Annotated in this window: 14 protein-coding genes; 12 read left to right on the plus strand and 2 right to left on the minus strand. The window is 38.1% G+C overall.

The genetic code is table 11. From position 1 onward, the window contains the following. From speB to ACK4M9_RS14850, 5 genes are all read left to right on the plus strand, one after another. Nucleotides 1-873, plus strand: a complete 873-nt coding sequence (gene speB / locus ACK4M9_RS14830) for an agmatinase (RefSeq protein WP_261180350.1) — start codon at nucleotides 1-3, stop codon at nucleotides 871-873. A gap of 371 nt (nucleotides 874-1,244) precedes the next feature. Then, a complete protein-coding gene (locus tag ACK4M9_RS14835) occupies nucleotides 1,245-1,688 on the plus strand; it encodes a YwiB family protein (RefSeq protein ID WP_409852077.1) in 444 nt (147 codons plus the stop codon). Further along, nucleotides 1,685-3,355, plus strand: coding sequence for an arginine--tRNA ligase (argS, locus tag ACK4M9_RS14840; protein ID WP_409852080.1), 1,671 nt, complete (start codon nucleotides 1,685-1,687; stop codon nucleotides 3,353-3,355). The genes ACK4M9_RS14835 and argS overlap by 4 nt, the downstream gene beginning before the upstream one ends. Nucleotides 3,356-3,698: 343 nt before the next feature. Beyond that, complete coding sequence (locus ACK4M9_RS14845; protein WP_409852082.1) at nucleotides 3,699-3,869, plus strand: XapX domain-containing protein; 171 nt, start codon at nucleotides 3,699-3,701, stop codon at nucleotides 3,867-3,869. Between the two features lie 151 nt (nucleotides 3,870-4,020). After that, nucleotides 4,021-4,800: an alpha/beta fold hydrolase gene (locus ACK4M9_RS14850; RefSeq protein WP_409852085.1), complete on the plus strand. Its 780-nt coding sequence runs from the start codon at nucleotides 4,021-4,023 to the stop codon at nucleotides 4,798-4,800. Nucleotides 4,801-4,856: 56 nt separating this feature from the next. On the opposite strand, the gene ACK4M9_RS14855 is transcribed toward ACK4M9_RS14850, so the two are convergent. Both ACK4M9_RS14855 and cls read right to left on the minus strand, forming a co-directional pair. Next, nucleotides 4,857-6,773, minus strand: a complete 1,917-nt coding sequence (locus tag ACK4M9_RS14855) for a heavy metal translocating P-type ATPase (RefSeq protein WP_409852088.1) — start codon at nucleotides 6,771-6,773, stop codon at nucleotides 4,857-4,859. A 247-nt stretch (nucleotides 6,774-7,020) separates the two neighbouring features. Further along, nucleotides 7,021-8,214, minus strand: coding sequence for a cardiolipin synthase (gene cls / locus ACK4M9_RS14860; protein WP_409852091.1), 1,194 nt, complete (start codon nucleotides 8,212-8,214; stop codon nucleotides 7,021-7,023). 188 nt (nucleotides 8,215-8,402) lie between these two features. Here cls and ACK4M9_RS14865 point away from each other — a divergent pair, with 188 nt between their 5' ends. The 7 genes from ACK4M9_RS14865 to icmF all read left to right on the plus strand — a co-directional run bounded on the left by ACK4M9_RS14865 (nucleotide 8,403) and on the right by icmF (nucleotide 19,537). After that, complete coding sequence (locus tag ACK4M9_RS14865) at nucleotides 8,403-10,496, plus strand: heterodisulfide reductase-related iron-sulfur binding cluster (protein WP_409852093.1); 2,094 nt, start codon at nucleotides 8,403-8,405, stop codon at nucleotides 10,494-10,496. A 422-nt stretch (nucleotides 10,497-10,918) separates the two neighbouring features. After that, complete coding sequence (locus ACK4M9_RS14870; protein WP_409852095.1) at nucleotides 10,919-12,100, plus strand: acetyl-CoA C-acetyltransferase; 1,182 nt, start codon at nucleotides 10,919-10,921, stop codon at nucleotides 12,098-12,100. Nucleotides 12,101-12,160: 60 nt separating this feature from the next. Then, nucleotides 12,161-13,009 (plus strand): 3-hydroxybutyryl-CoA dehydrogenase, encoded by an 849-nt coding sequence (locus tag ACK4M9_RS14875; protein WP_409852097.1) that lies wholly within the window; start codon nucleotides 12,161-12,163, stop codon nucleotides 13,007-13,009. A 188-nt stretch (nucleotides 13,010-13,197) separates the two neighbouring features. Beyond that, nucleotides 13,198-14,340 (plus strand): acyl-CoA dehydrogenase, encoded by a 1,143-nt coding sequence (locus ACK4M9_RS14880; protein WP_409852099.1) that lies wholly within the window; start codon nucleotides 13,198-13,200, stop codon nucleotides 14,338-14,340. Nucleotides 14,341-14,351: 11 nt separating this feature from the next. Then, the gene (locus tag ACK4M9_RS14885) at nucleotides 14,352-15,494 is read left to right on the plus strand and encodes an acyl-CoA dehydrogenase (RefSeq protein ID WP_409852102.1); all 1,143 of its coding nucleotides are present in this window, start codon (nucleotides 14,352-14,354) and stop codon (nucleotides 15,492-15,494) included. Nucleotides 15,495-15,592: 98 nt separating this feature from the next. Continuing rightward, nucleotides 15,593-16,216, plus strand: a complete 624-nt coding sequence (locus ACK4M9_RS14890) for a TetR/AcrR family transcriptional regulator (RefSeq protein ID WP_409852104.1) — start codon at nucleotides 15,593-15,595, stop codon at nucleotides 16,214-16,216. Nucleotides 16,217-16,270: 54 nt separating this feature from the next. Continuing rightward, nucleotides 16,271-19,537, plus strand: coding sequence for a fused isobutyryl-CoA mutase/GTPase IcmF (gene icmF, locus ACK4M9_RS14895; RefSeq protein WP_409852107.1), 3,267 nt, complete (start codon nucleotides 16,271-16,273; stop codon nucleotides 19,535-19,537). Nucleotides 19,538-19,825 lie beyond the last annotated feature (288 nt).

Below are 19,825 nucleotides of genomic sequence, written 5' to 3' on the forward strand. Positions count from 1 at the left end.
ATGCGATTTGATGAAGCCTATTCAGGTAATGTGTTTATTGCAACAAATAGCACTTATGAAGAAAGTAAGGCCGTTCTTTACGGAATGCCTATGGATTTTACGGTGAGTTTTCGTCCTGGTTCTCGTTTTGGTCCAGCTAGAATTCGTGAGGTGTCTCTTGGATTAGAAGAATATAGCCCATATTTGGACCGACATTTGGAAGAGGTAAACTTTTTTGATGCGGGAGATATTCCGCTCCCATTTGGAAATGCCCAAAGAAGCATTGATATGATCGAAGAATTTGTTGACAAGCTTTTAGCTGACAATAAATTCCCGTTAGGACTGGGTGGAGAGCACTTAGTATCTTGGCCGATTTTCAAGTCGTTAAAGAAAAAGTACAATGACTTTGTCATTATTCATATTGATGCGCATGCTGATTTACGTGAACACTATGAGGGTGAGCCATTAAGCCACTCCACTCCAATTCGCAAAGCTTGTGAATTAATTGGACCACAAAATGTCTATTCATTCGGAATTCGTTCAGGAATGCGTGAAGAGTTCCAGTACGCAAAAGAGTCAGGCATGTACATGGCTAAATTTGATGTTGTAGAACCATTAAAACAAGTCCTACCAACATTAGCAGGTAGAAATGTTTATGTTACCATCGATATCGATGTATTAGACCCGTCCGCAGCTCCTGGAACAGGAACAGCTGAAGCAGGAGGAATTACTTCAAAAGAGCTTTTACAAGCAATCCATTTAATTGCCGATACGAATATCAATGTGATTGGTGCTGACATTGTAGAAGTAGCACCAGTTTATGACCATTCTGAGCAAACACAAATTGCCGCTAGTAAATTTGTTCGTGAAATTTTATTAGGTTGGGTTAAATAAGAAATGCGAAGAGCGCCTGCTTAGCGGCGTCAAGCAAATGTTCTGACAGGAAAAAAAGTGTTTTTTACTTTTATTCCTGTCAGGTTGACCTCGAGCCAAATACTTCTGTGAGCTACTTCTCCGCAATTTTGCGACGAGTAACCGCAGGAGCAGTTGGCGCTTGTAGCTGGATAACTTTTCAGTTTCTAAGGATATAACAATTTAGAGTTTAGAGTGTAGAGTGTAGAGTTGTGAAAGCCGTGCTTCGTAGCCTACATTCTAACTTTAAACTCTTTTTTCTATGTTGTATAATAGTGAAGGCTTATTTGAAAGAGCTTTACGCGGTGCCGGGCACCGTCCTAGACGTTATGGTTAGAAAAGGATGAAGAACATTGGCTAATCAAGAAGGGACTTTAGTTTCTGTCTCCCTAAAAACACAAATAACAGATGGTGATCAAAAACAAGTTATCGATCTATCTACCGAGGGAAGGCTGTTTAGAAAAGCTAGCGGTCTTTATCTTCAATTTAAAGAAGAAAATCAAGAAGTCGGCCCAGTCAACCAAATTGTAAAAATTGGTGAAAGTGGTACCGTGTCAGTCATCCGTCAAGGTGCAGTCTCGATGAAGCAACTTTTTATTGAAGGGGAAACAACGGAGGGTGTTTATCGTAGCACTTTTGCGACAATGCTGATGAATACAACAACGAAGCAAATTAACATCGAAATAACTGAAAAGGAAGTGCTAGGAAGCATTCACCTTTCTTATCAATTACATATGCAGTCAGAATTTGCAGGGAACTATGAAGTGACGATTAATTTTAGGAGGAAATATTTATGAATACTGTTGAGCAAGTGAAAGAAAATTTAAAGCAAGAAATAATTGCCTCAATTGAAAAGGCTGAACTAGCTACTAAGGAGCAAATTCCTGATATTGTTTTGGAAATCCCAAAAGATAAAGTAAATGGAGATTATGCTACAAATGCAGCAATGCAGCTTGCCCGGGTTGCCAAAAAAGCGCCACGCCAAATTGCAGAACAGCTAGTTGCTCAATTTGACAAAAGCAAAGCTTCTATATCAAAAATTGAAATCGCTGGCCCTGGCTTTATTAACTTTTACATGAATAATAGTTATTTAACAGATTTAATTCCAGCGATTTTAAATGCTGGTAGTGAATATGGCCAAACAAATGTAGGGAACGGTAAGAAAGTCCAAGTCGAGTTTGTTTCTGCTAATCCAACGGGAAGTTTACATCTTGGACATGCCCGCGGCGCTGCAGTAGGGGACTCACTATGTAACATTCTAGCAAAAGCAGGCTTTGATGTTTCTAGAGAATATTATATTAATGATGCAGGTAATCAAATTAATAACCTTGCCTTGTCAGTTGAAGCTAGATACATGCAAGCATTAGGACTAGCTGGCGAAATGCCAGAAGGTGGTTACCATGGTGAAGACATTATTGGCTTTGGCAAAGAGTTGGCCGAAGAGTTTGGTGATCGTTTCGTGAATGACACAGAAGAAGAGCGCTTAGCGTTTTTCCGTGAATACGGTTTAAAGAAAGAGCTTGAAAAACTAAAGAATGACTTGAAAGAGTTTAGAGTCGAGTTTGACCATTGGTTTTCAGAGACTTCTCTTTATACAAATGGGAAGGTAGTTGAGACCCTCGAGCTTCTTAAAGAAAAAGGCGAAACCTATGAAAAGGATGGAGCTACTTGGTTCCAATCGACAGTTTACGGTGACGATAAAGATCGTGTTCTGATCAAAAATGATGGTTCTTATACCTATTTAACTCCTGACATAGCGTATCATCGCGATAAGCTAGAAAGAGGTTTTGAGAAGCTAATTAATATCTGGGGTGCTGATCATCATGGTTACATTCCAAGGATGAAAGCGGCAATCCAAGCATTAGGCTATCATAAAGATCAGCTAGATGTTGAAATTATCCAAATGGTTTCTCTTTATCAAAACGGCGAAAAAGTAAAAATGAGTAAACGAACAGGTAATGCTATTACATTACGTGACTTGATGGAAGAAGTAGGCATTGATGCCACTCGTTATTTCTTCGCAATGCGCAGTGCCGATACGCAACTAGACTTCGATATGGACTTAGCTGTTTCCAAATCTAATGAAAACCCAGTCTTCTATGCACAATATGCTCATGCTCGTGTTTGCAGTATTCTAAGGCAAGGAGAAGAAATGGGACTTTCAATTAGTAATGATATTAACTTCTCCCTAGTAGAAAGTGAAAAAGAATTTGATTTGTTGAAAAAATTAGGTGAGTTTCCAGAAGCAGTTTCAGAAGCGGCCCAAAAGTCAATACCACATCGAATTACGAATTATGTCTATGAGCTAGCAGCAGCATTACATTCTTTTTACAATGCTGAAAAAGTTCTTGATCAAGATGACCAAGAAAAAAGTAAAGCGCGTCTTGCGCTTATGAAGGCGGTACAACAAACAATTCAGAATGCGTTAACGTTAATTGGTGTAACTGCACCAGAGCGAATGTAGGCAATTGTACAATTTAGTTTAGTCGATTATGAGGTTTTCCCATAAGTGCCAGCGCACCTCGCTGCTATAGATGTGTATGTACGTACACAATTAAAAAATAGTGAACGAGGTGTCTACCCTGTAAATAGTATCTACAGGAAAGTTCACTTTCTTCAATTGGATGTTATGTGTCGGTCATAGTTACATCCGTGTTGGTGAAAGTGAACTTTCATTGGTGTCTGATATTTGCTTTTGGGAAATCTTATTTTTATATAGTCGTCTGACATCAGACGTGTTACAATAAGTGTGGATTTCTCTTAATAGAAAATATTTAATATTCATTTTAGTAAGGAAGTGAACAATTGTGAATGAAATTTTCATGGCATTAATTGCAGGGTTAATCGTTGGCTTTATTTTTGCTTTTCTAAAATTACCTATACCGGCACCACCTGTGCTATCAGGTATTATGGGTATTATGGGAATTTTCTTAGGTTATAAAGCGTTCCAAATGCTACTACCACTAATTACAAAGTAGATAGCAAGTCTATAGCTTCAAAGGCATTAGTTCTTGCAAACTATGATAGATATGTACCTTTGAAGCTAATTCTTTTCACTAATAAAGCATAAATTCGCCATCTCAGTAAACAATACTAATATCGAAAAATACTTTGGTGGTGTACATAATCATGCCTTTTGCAAAACATCGTGATTCAACTGAAATTTACTATGAAACGTATGGAGAAGGAACGCCGATACTATTTATTCATCCCCCGGCGATGGGTCATGTTACCTTTAAACGGCAACGTCCTTTAGCTGATCATTTTAAAATGATTACTATCGATTTACGTGGCAATGGTAGAAGTACCAATGAAGCTGCAGAAATTACGATGTCTCTCATTGTAGAAGATATATTAACAATAATAGATGAAATTGGTGCTGAAAAGGTCGTTGTTTGTGGTTATTCTAACGGTGGTTCAATCGCCCAAGAATTTGTATTGACTTATCCTGATCGTGTTCTTGGTCTTATTCTTTGTGGGGGTTTCCCTGAAGTTAATAGCTTTTTATTAAAAAATGAGTTTCGTTTGGGAATTTATGCCGCTCAGTTTAAATTAATGAAGCTTATGTCCTTTGCGCTAGCTACCTCGCATACAAGGTCTAAGCTTTACGAGTTAGAATTAGCGGATTATGTAAAAAAAACAGATCCAGAAGTGTTGCGTCATATGTACAACGAAGGTCTCCATTACAAATCGACTGACCGTCTTCATGAATTAACTGTGCCACTACTACTTGTGTATGGTGCAAACGATCATTATGTTCATGATTATCAAGAACTCTTTTTGAAAAATGTTCCAACCAATGTTGATATCGTTTATATCACCGGTGCAAAACATCAAATTCCCACTAAACATAGTAATGAATTAAATAAAATCATCTCTAATTTTATCAAAAGAAAAATCGAGCGATAAAATGACATAATACAAAGAGGTAGTAGGGTGCTACGCATTACTACCTCTTTATAAAGTTATCCTCTCAGTAACCTCAAGCCATTAAGTATAACTAAAATGGTACTCCCCTCATGTCCAATTACGCCCAGTGGTAGGGATACTTGCTGAAGGAAGTTTCCAATGATCAAAAGGACAATGATCGAAAGAGAAAAAACTATATTTTGCTTAACTATTCGGTTCATTTTTTTAGATAGTTCAATAGCCTTTGCAATCTTTGCTAAATCATTTTTTACTAGAACAATATCTGCTGTTTCAATTGCTACGTCTGTGCCTGTTCCCATTGCAAAGCCAACAGTAGCGACTGCTAATGCTGGGGCATCATTAATGCCATCACCCACCATAGCTACCGACCCATACTTTTCCTTTAATTGTTTTACTTTCTCAACCTTCGCTTCAGGTAAGCAGTTTGCAATATGTTCATCGATGTTTGTTTCTTTGGCGATTGCCTGAGCTGTTTTTTCGTGATCACCAGTAATCATAATTGAGTGAATTCCTGCTTCGTGGAAGCGGCGAATAGCTTCAATAGCGACATCGCGAACGGTGTCTTTAAGAGCAATTATCCCATAAATGCCTTCTGAGTCAGCAACATACACTAATGTTTTTCCAGAGCTAGAAAGTTCTTCGGCTTCATCTTTATAAAATTTATCTGCGATCTCATCACCAATAAAGCTACGTTTGCCGATCTTAAATTGCCTACCATTAAGAGAAGCTTTAATTCCCCAACCAGTAACATCTTCAACATCATCAGGGTGAGTAAGCGAATTTATGTTTTGTTTTTTTGCGTAACTAACGATAGCTTCTGCCAATGGATGTGTAGAGTAACTTTCAACCGATGCCACTACATAAAGGAAATCTTCCTCAGAAAAACCATCTCTTATAATCACGTTTGTCACTTCAGGTTTGCCCTTTGTCAAGGTCCCTGTCTTATCCAAGGCAATCGCTTTAATAGAGGATAAAGCTTCAAGGTGAACACCACCTTTAAATAAAATGCCATTTCTGGCACCATTAGAAATGGCTGATAATGAGGCTGGCATGATTGATGCTACTAGCGCACATGGCGAGGCGACCACGAGCATTACCATCGCCCGGTAAAACGTTTCTGTCCAGCTCCATCCTAGTAAATAATGTGGCGCAAACAACATTAGAGTAACTACAATTAAAACTCCTTTTACATAAGTTCCTTCAAACTTTTCAATAAAAAGCTGTGAGGGTGATTTTTCATCTTTAGCTGTTTGAACTAATTCAATTATTTTGTGGAAAAGTGTTTCATCATTTGGTTTTGTAACAGCGACGGTGATAGCTCCATTCATATTGACTGTTCCCGAGAAGACATGATCTTCGATTTTTTTTACGACAGGCATTGACTCGCCCGTGATTGCAGCTTCATCAATAGTCGTTTGCCCTTTAATTATCATTCCATCAGTCGGAATTCGTTCACCAGGTTTAACTAAAACATGATCTCCAATTTGTAATGCAGTAACTGCAACAATCTTCTCAAGTCCATTAACAAGCACGGTTGCTTCCTCGGGTTGTAACTCCATTAAAGCAGATATCTCGCGATGACTCTTATTCAATGTATACGTCTCTAGTGCTCCGCTAAGTGAAAATATAAAGATCAGAATTGCACCTTCTGTCCAATAGCCAATAATTGCAGCCCCAATCGCAGCTAAAATCATTAATAACTCAACATTTAAGGAACGTTCAACAATTAAATCGGTAAGACCTTCTTTCGCTTTATAAAAACCGCCGATTCCATAGGATACTAGAAAAGCAGCGATTGCAAAAGTTTGTAAGTCTAGTTTTTGTAAAATAAATCCTAAACCTAAAAATAAACCACCAAGTAAAGCGAAGATTAACTCTTGATGTTCCGCAATTAATGATTGATTTGTTTGTAATGGTTCTTTATCTTTATTTAACTCTAAATTATCTTCCATGTTCTCATCTCCCTTTGCTATTTTGTGAGGACTTTTATACATGTAGTAGGTACAGGTGGATGTAATTGAGAAAAACAATCAAACTCATTACCCCTAAAAATGACGAAATGCTGCCACCCATAAAGGATGACAGCAAAATTTAAAAATTAAATGTAAATTATTATATTCAGTTTAACATGAAAAAGGGAGTTTAGATATAAGAAAATTGATGGATATAAGCAATACGATAATTAAGCTTAGCGAATGGCTAAAGTAATGGTGCTAGTGCTGTCGCAATTTTTTCTTTGCTTCTATGAAAGAAGGAGCGCTTTTCAAGCTGTTTGATTGTTAATCTTTCTGAGATAGAAATGTCGTGTTCCATCACTGCAATGACATCTTTTATAAACTCTCTGTTGAAAATTAGGCAGTTAATCTCATGGTTAATATGAAAACTGCGGGGATCAACATTAGCGGTACCGATGTCACAAATTTTCCTATCAATAACAATTGTTTTTGCGTGATAAAAGCCCCGATAATAGCGATAAACTTCACAGCCTGCTTCTAAAAGTGGCTGGAAGTATGGAAATGAAGCTTCCTTTACTAAAGGGTGATCACCTTGTTTTGGGACAATAAGTTTTACTGAAACCCCTCGTTTAGCTGCTTTTATTAATTCGTTCTTTATTGCTTTTCCAGGAATAAAATAGGGTGTTCCGATATAAATGGACTCCTCTGCTTCTTTTATAAATTCTATAAAAGAGTCTTCGAGAAACGAGCCGTCCGATGGAATGATTTTTAGTTCATGTAGTCCCTTAGTTAAAGGGAGGTAATAATTGTTTTCAACAATTTTTTCTTTAGTTGCGACTATCCAATCCTGTAAAAACTGCTCTTGCAAGTCTTGACATCCGTCGCCTTTAATTCGAAGGTGAATATCACGCCATTCGCCGAATTTAGGATCTCTCCCTAAATACTCATCACCAACATTGTACCCACCAATATATCCTATGTGTCCATCGATAACCGTAATTTTGCGGTGATTTCTTCGATTTAAGGTGAAAAATAGATAAGGGAATTTGGGAGAATGTGAATAGGCAAAACGGACTCCTGCTTGCATGAGCTGACGTCTCATTTTTTTAGAAATATTACAACCGATTCGGTCAACAAGAAGGCGAACTTCTACACCTTCTTGGGCTTTCTCTTTTAAAGCTGTTAATACTTCTGTTCCGATATGGTCGTCACGAAATATATAGAAGAGTACATGGATATGTTTTTCTGCGTTCTGAATATCACTAATTAGATTTTTAAATAAATCATGTCCGTTAATAAGCATTTCACATTGACCGTGGCGAATTTCTTGGATAAATCTTTTTCCTTCCTTTTTCTGCTTTTCAAAGCCTAGTTTGAAATCGATTCGCATCCAAATAACTAGAAGTAATATTACCGCAATCACTGTCATAAGTACCATTGTTACCCCTCCAATTTAAAGGTTTATAAAGTATTGTGCCCTAAATAGAACATTGTAATTTGGCAACGAAAAAAAAAACTAAAAAATAATCGACTGAATGCTCATTCACAAACTGTAATATGTTATAATAAAAATAAATTTAGTATTTTCAGAATTATAAATCACAGATAATTGAGGAGGTTGTTTGCATGGATATATTCTTATATATCAACTGGGCATTATTTTTAGTGGTTACTGGATATGCAGCTTATTTGTTTATTACGTTAGTCCGTACTCGTTATCAATTTATTAAGTTAGGGAAAAAGGCGGAATGGACGAATACGACAAAAGAACGAATCGAAGCTGTAGTGGTAAATGTTTTTGGTCAGAAAAAGCTTATGAAAGATAAAAAAAGTGGCATCATTCACGTCATGCTTTTTTATGGTTTTCTACTAGTTCAGCTTGGTGCCATTGATTTAATTTGGAAAGGGCTTGCGATTGGGTCACATCTTCCATTAGGTCCACTATACCCAATCTTTACGGTTTTTCAAGAAATCGTCGTGTTGATGATTATCATTGCCGTTGTATGGGCTTTTCACCGTCGCTATGTAGAAAAGCTCGTACGATTAAAACGTAATTTTAAATCCGGATTGGTTCTAATTTTTATCGGTGGATTAATGATTTCGAAATTGCTCGCCAAGGGAATGGAAATCATTTGGCTTGATAAAACAATTACATGGGCAGAACCTGTGGCAGCTACAATCGCAACAATATCAGGAGGATTAGGTTCTTCAGTTGCAGGAGTTTTATTTTTCATCTTTTGGTGGAGTCACCTTTTATTCTTACTTACCTTCTTGGTGTATATTCCACAATCGAAGCACGCTCACTTAATAGCAGGTCCTGCAAACGTTTACTTAGGGAGAACACATAAGGTAGGGCAGCTAGCATCTATTAACTTTGAAGATGAAGATCAAGAAGTGTTTGGAGTTAATAAAATTGAAGATTTTAACCAAAAGCAACTTTTAGACCTATATGCCTGTGTTGAATGTGGGCGCTGTACGAGTGTTTGTCCCGCAGCAGGCACAGGAAAATTATTATCACCAATGGACCTAATTGTAAAACTTCGAGACCACCTTACAGAAAAAGGTGCAGTCGTTACCTCAAGGAAACCTTGGTTACCTGCGTTTGCATTTAGTAAAACAAAGGCAAATCAGTTAGCAATGCAAGGAATAGGCTCTCAAGAAGCTGCAGCAGGATATGACGTTTCAATGATTGGTGATGTGATTACAGAAGAAGAGATTTGGGCATGTACAACGTGTCGCAACTGTGAAGATCAATGTCCAGTGGCGAATGAACATGTTGATAAGATTATCGACTTGCGTAGATATTTAGTTCTTACAGAAGGAAAGCTCGATGCAGATGCTCAGCGTGCAATTACAAATATTGAGCGTCAAGGAAATCCATGGGGTATTAACCGTAAGGAACGTGAAAACTGGAAAGACTTGCGTGAAGATATTCATGTTCCTACCGTCAAAGAAATGGAAAAAGCTAGCGAAGAGATTGAGTACTTATTCTTCGTAGGCTCTATGGGTTCTTTTGATAATCGAAGTCAAAAAGTAGCGCAATCATTCGCTAGAGTGATGAATGAAGCTGGGGTTAAATTTGCCGTTCTTGGTAACAAGGAGAAAAATTCAGGGGACACACCTCGTCGGATTGGAAATGAGTTTTTATTCCAAGAACTTGTGACGTCGAATATTGAATTATTCCAAAAACATAATGTTAAAAAGATTGTTACGATAGATCCTCATGCCTACAATACGTTCAAAAATGAATATCCTGAATTTGGGCTAGAGGCAGAAGTATATCACCATACTGAACTTTTGGCGGCTTGGATCAAAGAAGGAAAAATAACGCCTAAATATGAAGTGAAGGAAACTGTTACATTCCACGACTCTTGTTACTTAGGCCGTTACAATGAAGTGTATGAAGCGCCAAGAAATGTGTTAAGGGCTATTCCAGGTGTAACTTTAGTAGAAATGGAGCGTAACCGTGAAAACGGCATGTGCTGTGGTGCAGGTGGAGGGCTGATGTGGATGGAAGAACACGTTGGTACGAGAGTAAATGTAGCTCGAACTGAGCAAGCACTTGAAGTAAATCCAACCGTTATTAGTAGTGGCTGTCCATACTGTTTAACAATGTTAAGTGATGGAACAAAAGCAAAAGAAGTTGACGAAACAATCCAAACTTTAGACATTGTTGAGATTTTAGAAAAATCTTTAATAAAAAAAGATCTAGTTTCATAGAAAACAATAGAAAGAAAATTATAAATATTGTAAAATTACAATAAAGAGGAGCTGTTCCAAAAGTATCAGAACACCTCGAAGCCAAACTAAAGATAGATGTGTATGTTTGTACAACATCTATCTTTAGTAGACAAGGTGACTACCCTGTAAATAGCATCTACAGGAAAGTTCACTTTCTTCGATTGGATGTATTCTGTTGATCATATTTACATCCTTGTTGGTGAAAGTGAACTTTCATTGGTGACTGATACTATTGGTTTGGGACAGCCCAATTACTACAAACCTAGATCGTTTTCCAGACAATCATCCTAAGAATATGCCAAACCTATTTGCTACGTTAGATTCGATATTTTAATGAATCTATGTCTGTTAGCTGAGCGAGCGTTCGATCAAACCATTTATTCCTAAGGGGGAAGTTGAGAATGACAAGAACAGTAATTGTAAGTGGAGCAAGAACACCATTTGGTAAATTTGGTGGTAGTTTTAATAATCTAAAGGCTGTCGAACTAGGCGGTATTGCCATTAAAGAAGCGTTAGTACGAGGAAATGTAAACGCTTTAGAAGTTGATGAGTTGATTATGGGTATGGTTCTCCAGGGTGGGCAAGGTCAAATTCCATCACGCCAGGCAGCCGACCTAGCTGGTCTACCGTGGACGGTTCCAACTGAAACAATTAATAAAGTATGTGCCTCTGGAATGCGAAGTATTACGTTTGGTGATCAATTAATTCGTGCAAACGATGCTGAAGTAGTTGTTGCTGGTGGAATGGAATCGATGAGTAATGCACCTTACTTTATGTCAAAAGCTCGCTTTGGCTTTCGGATGGGTGATGGGAAAGTCCATGATTTAATGGTTCATGACGGCCTTACTTGTTCATTTAACGGTGTACACATGGGTACATACGGCAATGGTGTAGCCAATGAGCTAGAAATTTCGAGGGAAGAGCAAGATGATTGGGCACTTCAAAGTCATCGCAAGGCAGTTGCAGCAATTGAAGCCGGACGCCTCGCTGATGAGATTGTAGCAGTCGAAGTACCTGTGAGAAAAGGTAATCCAATTGTTGTTGATAAAGATGAATCGCCAAGAGCGGATACGTCTATTGAAAGACTTGCTAAATTAGCACCTGTATTCGACCCTACTGGAACAATCACAGCAGGAAACGCCCCTGGTGTAAATGATGGTGCATGTGCAGTTGTACTCATGTCGGAGAAAAGAGCACAAGAAGAAGGTAAGGATACTTTAGCGACAATTATTGGTCATACTTCGTTAGCAATAGAGCCGGAAAATTTCCCGAAAACTCCTGGTTTAGTTATAAATAAACTTTTAGAAAAGACCGGTAAATCTATTAACGAAATCGATCTATTTGAAGTTAATGAAGCTTTTGCAGCAGTAGCTTTGGCGAGCAAGAGTCTTGCAGGACTTGATCCTGAGAAAATAAATGTCAACGGCGGAGCAGTAGCGCTTGGACACCCAATCGGGGCAAGCGGAACTCGTATAGTTCTGACATTAGCCTACGAGCTAAAACGACGGGGTGGCGGTATTGGTATCGCAGCTATTTGTAGCGGTGGCGGTCAAGGTGATGCGGTGATGATTGAAGTGCAATAGTAACACGACACTTTGATTAGTTGAAAATTAACAATCTAAAGAAAGTTGGGGGATCAGATAATGGAAATAAAAAAGGTAATGGTAATTGGTGCCGGCCAAATGGGCTCAGGAATTGCTCAGGTTTGTGCTCAAGCAGGGTATGAGGTTTTACTAAATGACTTAAAAGGCGAATTTATTGTTCGCGGTTTAGGGAGCATTAGCAAAAATCTAAATCGTCAAGTAGAAAAAGGTAGATTAGCAGAAACAGAGCGGGATGATATTCTCAATCGCCTTACAGCTTCTGTGCAGCTAGAAGATGCTAGAGAAGTTGACTTAGTTATTGAAGCTGCTGTAGAAAATATGGAAATTAAAGCAAAAATCTTTGCGCAACTAGACGAACTCGCTCCAGCCCATGCCATCTTAGCGACAAATACATCATCGCTCCCAATTACAGAAATTGCAGCTGTTACAAAGCGTCCTGAAAAAGTAATTGGAATGCACTTTATGAACCCAGTTCCTGTTATGAAATTAATTGAGGTCATTCGTGGCTTAGCAACTTCAAGTGAAGTATACGAAGTTATTGAGGATATGTCCCGTAAACTAAATAAAATCCCAGTAGAAGTTAATGATTTTCCGGGCTTTGTCGCGAACCGCATTTTAATGCCGATGATTAATGAGGCAATTTATACAGTATATGAAGGGGTAGCAACTCCAGAAGCTGTCGATGAAGTCATGAAGTTGGGAATGAACCACCCAATGGGTCCACTAACGCTAGCTGATTTTATCGGGTTAGATACTTGTTTATACATTATGGAAACGCTTCATGAAGGTTTTGGTGATGACAAATATCGCCCATGTCCATTACTAAGAAAATATGTCAAAGCTGGCTGGCTTGGAAAAAAATCAGGCAGAGGATTTTATCAATACTAAGTTTAGAAATATAGAAGTAAAAACATTATTAAACTGTTTCTAGTTCAATGAATTTCATAATTCATTATTTTCGCTATTAAATCCTAAATGTAGTTGCGTTAAAACCATTCGCCACTACATTTAGTTTGAAATAGCTCGATTAAGGTAATTATGAAATTCACTTACTTATCATACGGGGAGTGAAGGCAATGGAACTACGATTTACAGAAGAACAAGAAATGATGCGAAAGATGGTAAAAGATTTTGCCCAGGAACAAATTGCCCCAATGATTGAAGAGATGGAGGAAACGGATCAATTCCCTCAAGATATTATTAAGCAAATGGGTGAATTAGGACTTTTAGGTATTCCTATTTCAGAAGAATATGGTGGTGCTGATATGGATTTCACTTCATATATTATCGCCATCCACGAATTATCAAAAGTGAGTGCAACGGTTGGTGTCATATTGTCGGTCCACACTTCTGTTGGTACAAATCCTATCTTATATTTCGGGACGGAGCAGCAAAGACAAAAGTATCTTCGGAAACTAGCATCTGGTGAATATTTAGGAGCTTTTGCGATAACAGAGCCAGGAGCGGGCAGTGATGCAGCTAGCATTCGCACAACCGCTGTAAAAAACGGTGATCACTATATTTTAAATGGCTCAAAAATTTTTATTACAAATGCAGGTGCCGCAGACACCTATATTGTATCAGCAAAAACAGATACTGCTGCAGGTGTGAGAGGGATTTCAACCTTTATTGTTGAGAAAAATACGCCTGGTTTTTCAATTGGAAAAAAAGAGAAGAAAATGGGGCTGTACGGTTCAAATACATGTGAAGTGATTTTCGAAGATGCAAAAGTTCCAGTTGAAAATTTTCTTGGTGAAGAAGGTGAAGGATTTAAAATTTTGATGGCTAACTTAGATGTTGGCCGAATCGGGATTGCAGCTCAAGCACTAGGAATTGCAGAAGCCGCGCTAGAAAGTTCCCTAGCCTATGCCAAAGAGAGAAAGCAATTTGGTAAACCAATTGGAGCACAACAAGGTCTAGGTTTTAAACTTGCAGACATGGCAACAAAAGTAGAAGCAGCAAAATTACTTGTTTACCGAGCCGCAGCACTTCGCGAAAAAAGGTTACCTTGTAGCAAGGAGGCTTCGATGGCGAAATTATTTGCTTCAAGAGCAGCTATGGAGGTTACTACCGAAGCAATCCAAGTATTTGGTGGCTATGGATATACGAAGGACTATCCAGTTGAACGATTTTTCCGTGATGCAAAAATCTGTGAAATCTATGAAGGTACAAGTGAGATACAGAGAATCGTTATTAGCAAGCATTTACTAAGAGACTAGGGGGAGAGAAAATGAATTTTTTATTAACGGAAGAACAAGAAATGATTAGAAAAATGGTTCGTGACTTTGCAAAAAACGAGGTGGCGCCAACAGCTGCCGAACGTGATGAAGAAGAGCGTTTTGACCGTGGGATTTTTGACATGATGGGTGAGCTTGGCTTAACAGGGATCCCATGGCCTGAAGAATATGGCGGAATTGGTGCGGACTATGTATCTTATGCGATTGCAGTTGAAGAACTTTCTCGTGTCTGTGCCTCTGTCGGGGTAACATTATCAGCCCATACATCATTAGCTGGCTGGCCCGTCTATAAATTTGGAACAGAACCACAAAAACAACAGTTTTTACGCCCAATGGCTGAAGGTAAAAAAATGGGTGCTTACGGCTTAACCGAACCTGGTGCAGGATCAGACGTTTCGTCAATGAAAACGACAGCAAAGCTAGATGGTGACGAATATATTTTAAATGGTTCAAAGATATTCATTACTAACGGCGGCGAGGCTGAGATTTATATCGTTTTTGCCGTAACACAACCAGAGTTAAAGCATAAAGGTGTTAGTGCTTTTATCGTTGAAAAAGGAACCCCTGGCTTTTCTTTTGGTAAAAAGGAGAAAAAGTTAGGGATTCGTTCTTCGCCAACATTAGAAATTATCTTTGAAGACTGCCGTGTACCTAAGGAAAATCTTCTCGGTAAAGAAGGTGAAGGCTTTAAAATTGCGATGATGACATTAGACGGTGGGCGTAACGGAATTGCTGCTCAAGCAGTGGGGATAGCTCAAGGTGCGCTTGATGCAGCTGTTGGTTACGCAAAGGAAAGAAAACAATTTGGTAAGCCTATTGCAGCACAGCAAGGGTTAGCATTTAAGATTGCTGATATGGCTACAAAAATTGAAGCTTCAAGATTATTAACTTACCAAGCGGCATGGCGCGAAAGTGAAGGACTTTCTTATGGTAAGGAATCGGCGATGTCTAAATTATTTGCTGGAGACACGGCAATGGATGTCGCCATCGAGGCTGTTCAAGTATTTGGTGGCTATGGTTACACGAAAGAATATCCTGTTGAAAGATATATGAGAGATGCAAAAATCACACAGATCTATGAAGGAACAAATGAAATTCAAAGACTCGTGATTTCCAAAATGCTCTTAGCAGATTAAACTAAGATGTAGTGGTGTAGACTGTATAGTTAATACTTAAATATTTTCATAATACAATTCTACATTTCTACATTAATTACAGGGGAGTGCATTAGTCGTTGAAAAAGAAGAAAGTACCTTCGATGGTAAAAGATCAACAACTTATTAAAAAAAGAAGAGAACAAATGATTAAGGCGGCCGTTATTCTTTTTAAAGAAAAGGGGTTCCATAGAACAACTACGAGAGAAATTGCGAAAGAGTCCGGCTTTAGTATCGGAACTCTTTATGAGTATATAGGCTCTAAAGAAGATATTCTCTATCTCGTTTGTGACGCGATTTATGATGAGGTTAGCGAAAAATTAAAAAAACGCCTGAAACAAGATGTAGAAGGAATCGATAGCTTAAAAGCAGCGATCGGAGCTCTCTTTAAAGTAATCGATGATTTGCAAGACGAAGTGTTAGTAATGTACCAGGAGTCTAAATCATTGCCAAAAGAGGCATTAGCTTACGTTTTACAAAAGGAAATAGATATGACGGCGATGATTGAGCATGTAATTCAAGATTGCGTGAACCTTGGTCATTTAAATTTATCAGATCAAGAAGTGAAGCTAGCTGCTCATAATATTCTCGTTCAAGCCCATATGTGGACATTTAGACGTTGGGCTGTTCAGAAAAGCTATTCGTTAGAGGAATATATTGAACTACAAACCCAATTGATTTTGGAAGGGTTACTAAAAGAGTAAGTGTATTTTTAAAATTGTAAAATAAAAGTTGCTTTTCATGTGGGGGATGAGTTAATGGAAAAGATTGAAATATATCGACCGAAAAACCATGTACGTTTTGTAACTGCCTCTAGTTTGTTTGATGGTCATGATGCCTCAATTAATATTATGAGAAGAATGCTACAAGCTTCAGGTGCTGAGGTTATTCACTTAGGTCACAACCGTTCAGCAGAAGAAGTAGTTAATGCGGCCATTCAGGAGGATGTTCAAGGTATTGCTCTATCTTCGTATCAGGGCGGCCATATGGAATATTTTAAATATATGTACGACCTATTAAAAGAACAAGGGGCTTCTCACATCCGCATTTATGGAGGCGGAGGTGGAGTGATTATCCCTTCTGAAATTAAAGAACTCCATCAGTACGGCATTGCGAGAATTTTCTCACCAGAAGATGGGAGAACACAAGGACTTCAAGGCATGATTAACATGATGATGGAGGAATGTGATTATCCAACAGTGAAAAGTGTTACTGTTGAAATTGAACAATTACGTGAGAAAAATGTTAAGGCAATTTCTAAGTTAATTACTCTAGCTGAAAAACAGGAGTTAAATAATCAAGAGATTGCGACTACTGCTGAAGCAGCCTTTGAAAAAATAAAAGCAATGGCAGAGGATGTTCCGGTTATCGGGATTACAGGAACTGGTGGAGCAGGTAAAAGTTCATTAACGGATGAGTTAGTTCGCCGTTTTTTATATGAATTTACAGATAAAACGATAGCAATTATTTCAATTGACCCGACAAAACAAAAAACAGGCGGAGCACTACTTGGAGATCGTATCCGTATGAACTCAATTAATTCACCACGGGTATTTATGCGTTCTCTTGCAACACGTGGATCAAGAATGGAAATTTCGGAAGGGATTCGCGATGCGATCCAAGTCGTTAAAGCAGCTGGTTTTGATTTAATCATCGTTGAGACGAGTGGAATTGGTCAAGGAGACGCAGCAATTGTTGAGGTAGTCGATATTTCGATGTATGTGATGACTAGTGAATTTGGTGCCCCATCTCAACTAGAAAAAATTGATATGATCGATTATGCAGATTTGATTTGTATTAATAAGTTTGAGCGCAAAGGCTCTGAAGACGCCCTTCGTGATGTAAAAAAACAGTATCAACGGAGCCGGACTCTTTTTGAAGAAGAGACTGACAACATGCCGGTATACGGGACGATTGCCAGTCAATTCAATGATCCTGGTACTAATACACTATTTGTAGCGCTAATTCATAAAATTAATGAAAAATTTCAGTTAGATTGGCAGACAACTCTAGAGACGACAAAAAACGTTGTCAAAAACAATATGATCATACCGCCTGAGCGTTCCCAATATTTATTTGAGATTGTCTCCACAATTCGTAGTTATAAACAATATTCAGAAGAGCAAGTAACCGTCGCTAGAAAGTTATACCAAATTAAAGGGACAATTGAAGCACTCAATTTAATGAGTGGCGAAACGTCTGAAGAAGTCCGTGCTGAACTCAATAAAGTTAAAAACTACTTTGAAGAAAAACTCCAACCAGAAACAAATGCGATTATCGAAAGATGGCCAACTTTAAAGGAGAACTACTCCAAAGATGAGCTAGTGACAAAAATTCGAGATAAAGAAATTCGTACAGAACTTATGACAACTAGCTTATCTGGATTAAAAATTCCAAAAGTATCTCTACCAAAGTTTGAAGATTGGGGAGAAATTGTGCGTTGGAGCTTCAAAGAAAATGTACCTGGAGAGTTTCCTTACACAGCAGGTGTCTTTCCGTTTAAACGTCAAGGTGAGGATCCGAAGCGGCAATTTGCGGGCGAAGGTACACCGGAGAGAACGAATAGACGGTTCCACTATTTATCGAAAGATGACGATGCAAAGCGTTTAAGTACCGCCTTTGACTCGGTTACGTTATATGGAGAAGATCCAGATTATCGTCCAGATATTTACGGTAAAGTAGGTGAAAGTGGAGTAAGTATTTGTACATTAGATGATATGAAGAAGCTTTACGCTGGTTTTGATCTATGTGCCCCTTCAACCTCGGTATCAATGACAATTAATGGACCAGCACCAATTATTCTTGCGATGTTTATGAATACAGCAATTGCACAACAAATCGAAAAATTTGAAACTGACCATAATCGCCAGGCTACAGACGAAGAACAAACAAAAATTAAAGCTCTTACGCTAGCAAATGTTCGTGGTACTGTCCAAGCAGATATTTTGAAAGAAGATCAAGGTCAGAACACATGTATTTTTTCAACAGAATTTGCCTTACGAATGATGGGGGACATTCAGCAGTACTTTATCGATTATAATGTACGAAACTATTACTCTGTTTCGATCTCAGGCTACCATATTGCTGAAGCAGGAGCGAACCCAATTAGTCAGTTAGCCTTTACGCTAGCAAATGGTTTTACGTATATCGAATACTATTTGAGTCGGGGTATGAAAATTGATGATTTTGCTCCTAATCTATCCTTCTTCTTCTCTAACGGACTTGATCCAGAATACACAGTTATTGGTCGTGTAGCTAGAAGGATTTGGTCTACAGTGATGAAAAATAAGTATCGTGGTAATGATCGCAGTCAAAAACTAAAGTACCATATTCAAACTTCAGGTCGTTCACTTCATGCTCAAGAAGTTGATTTTAATGATATACGTACAACGCTTCAAGCATTAATGGCAATTTACGACAATTGTAATTCACTGCATACAAATGCTTATGATGAAGCCGTTACAACACCAACTGAAGAGTCCGTGCGTCGCGCGATGGCAATTCAAATGATTATTACAAAAGAGCTTGGTCTAGCAAAAAATGAGAACTCTCTTCAAGGTTCCTTTATAATTGATGAGTTGACAGATTTAGTTGAAGAAGCAGTGTTGCAAGAACTCGAAAAATTAAGTGATCGTGGCGGAGTGTTAGGTGCCATGGAAACACAGTACCAACGTGGGAAAATTCAAGAAGAGTCAATGTATTATGAAATGAAAAAGCATAGTGGAGAACTTCCAATCATTGGAGTTAACACGTACTTAAATCCAAATGCAGCATCTGAAGAGGAATTCGCAATGGAAATAGCTCGAGCTACAAAAGATGAAAAAGAACAGCAAATTAACAATTTACGTGCATTCCAACAGCGAAATCAGGAATTTACAGAGTTAGCGTTAAAGCGGTTACAACAAACGGCCATGTCTAACGGTAATATTTTCGCAGAACTAATGGAAACAGTAAAAGTCGCTTCTCTCGGACAAATTACCCGAGCACTTTACCAAGTAGGTGGACAATACCGTCGTAATATGTAAAATATTTTTGGAGCTGAAAATCGCAAGTTTTCAGCTCCACTACTTTTGTGTGAAAAAAAGTTTGAGCATTAACTAACATATCATAAATACCAATTCCTAATGATAATAAAACTAATTTCTATTTGTTGTCGCTAGATTTGCTCGAACAAGCGTCTAAAATTCGATACAGTTTTAGTTTCTAGATTTTACATTCCATTTAATTTTTTCCAAGAGACTAGCATAATGTTTTCATTTATGTTTATAATGAAAGGTATGATTTTCCTTATAGAATTTTAAATACAAATCAAA

It is taken from the genome of Anaerobacillus sp. (assembly GCF_046314235.1).
Lineage (GTDB): Bacteria > Bacillota > Bacilli > Bacillales > Anaerobacillaceae > Anaerobacillus.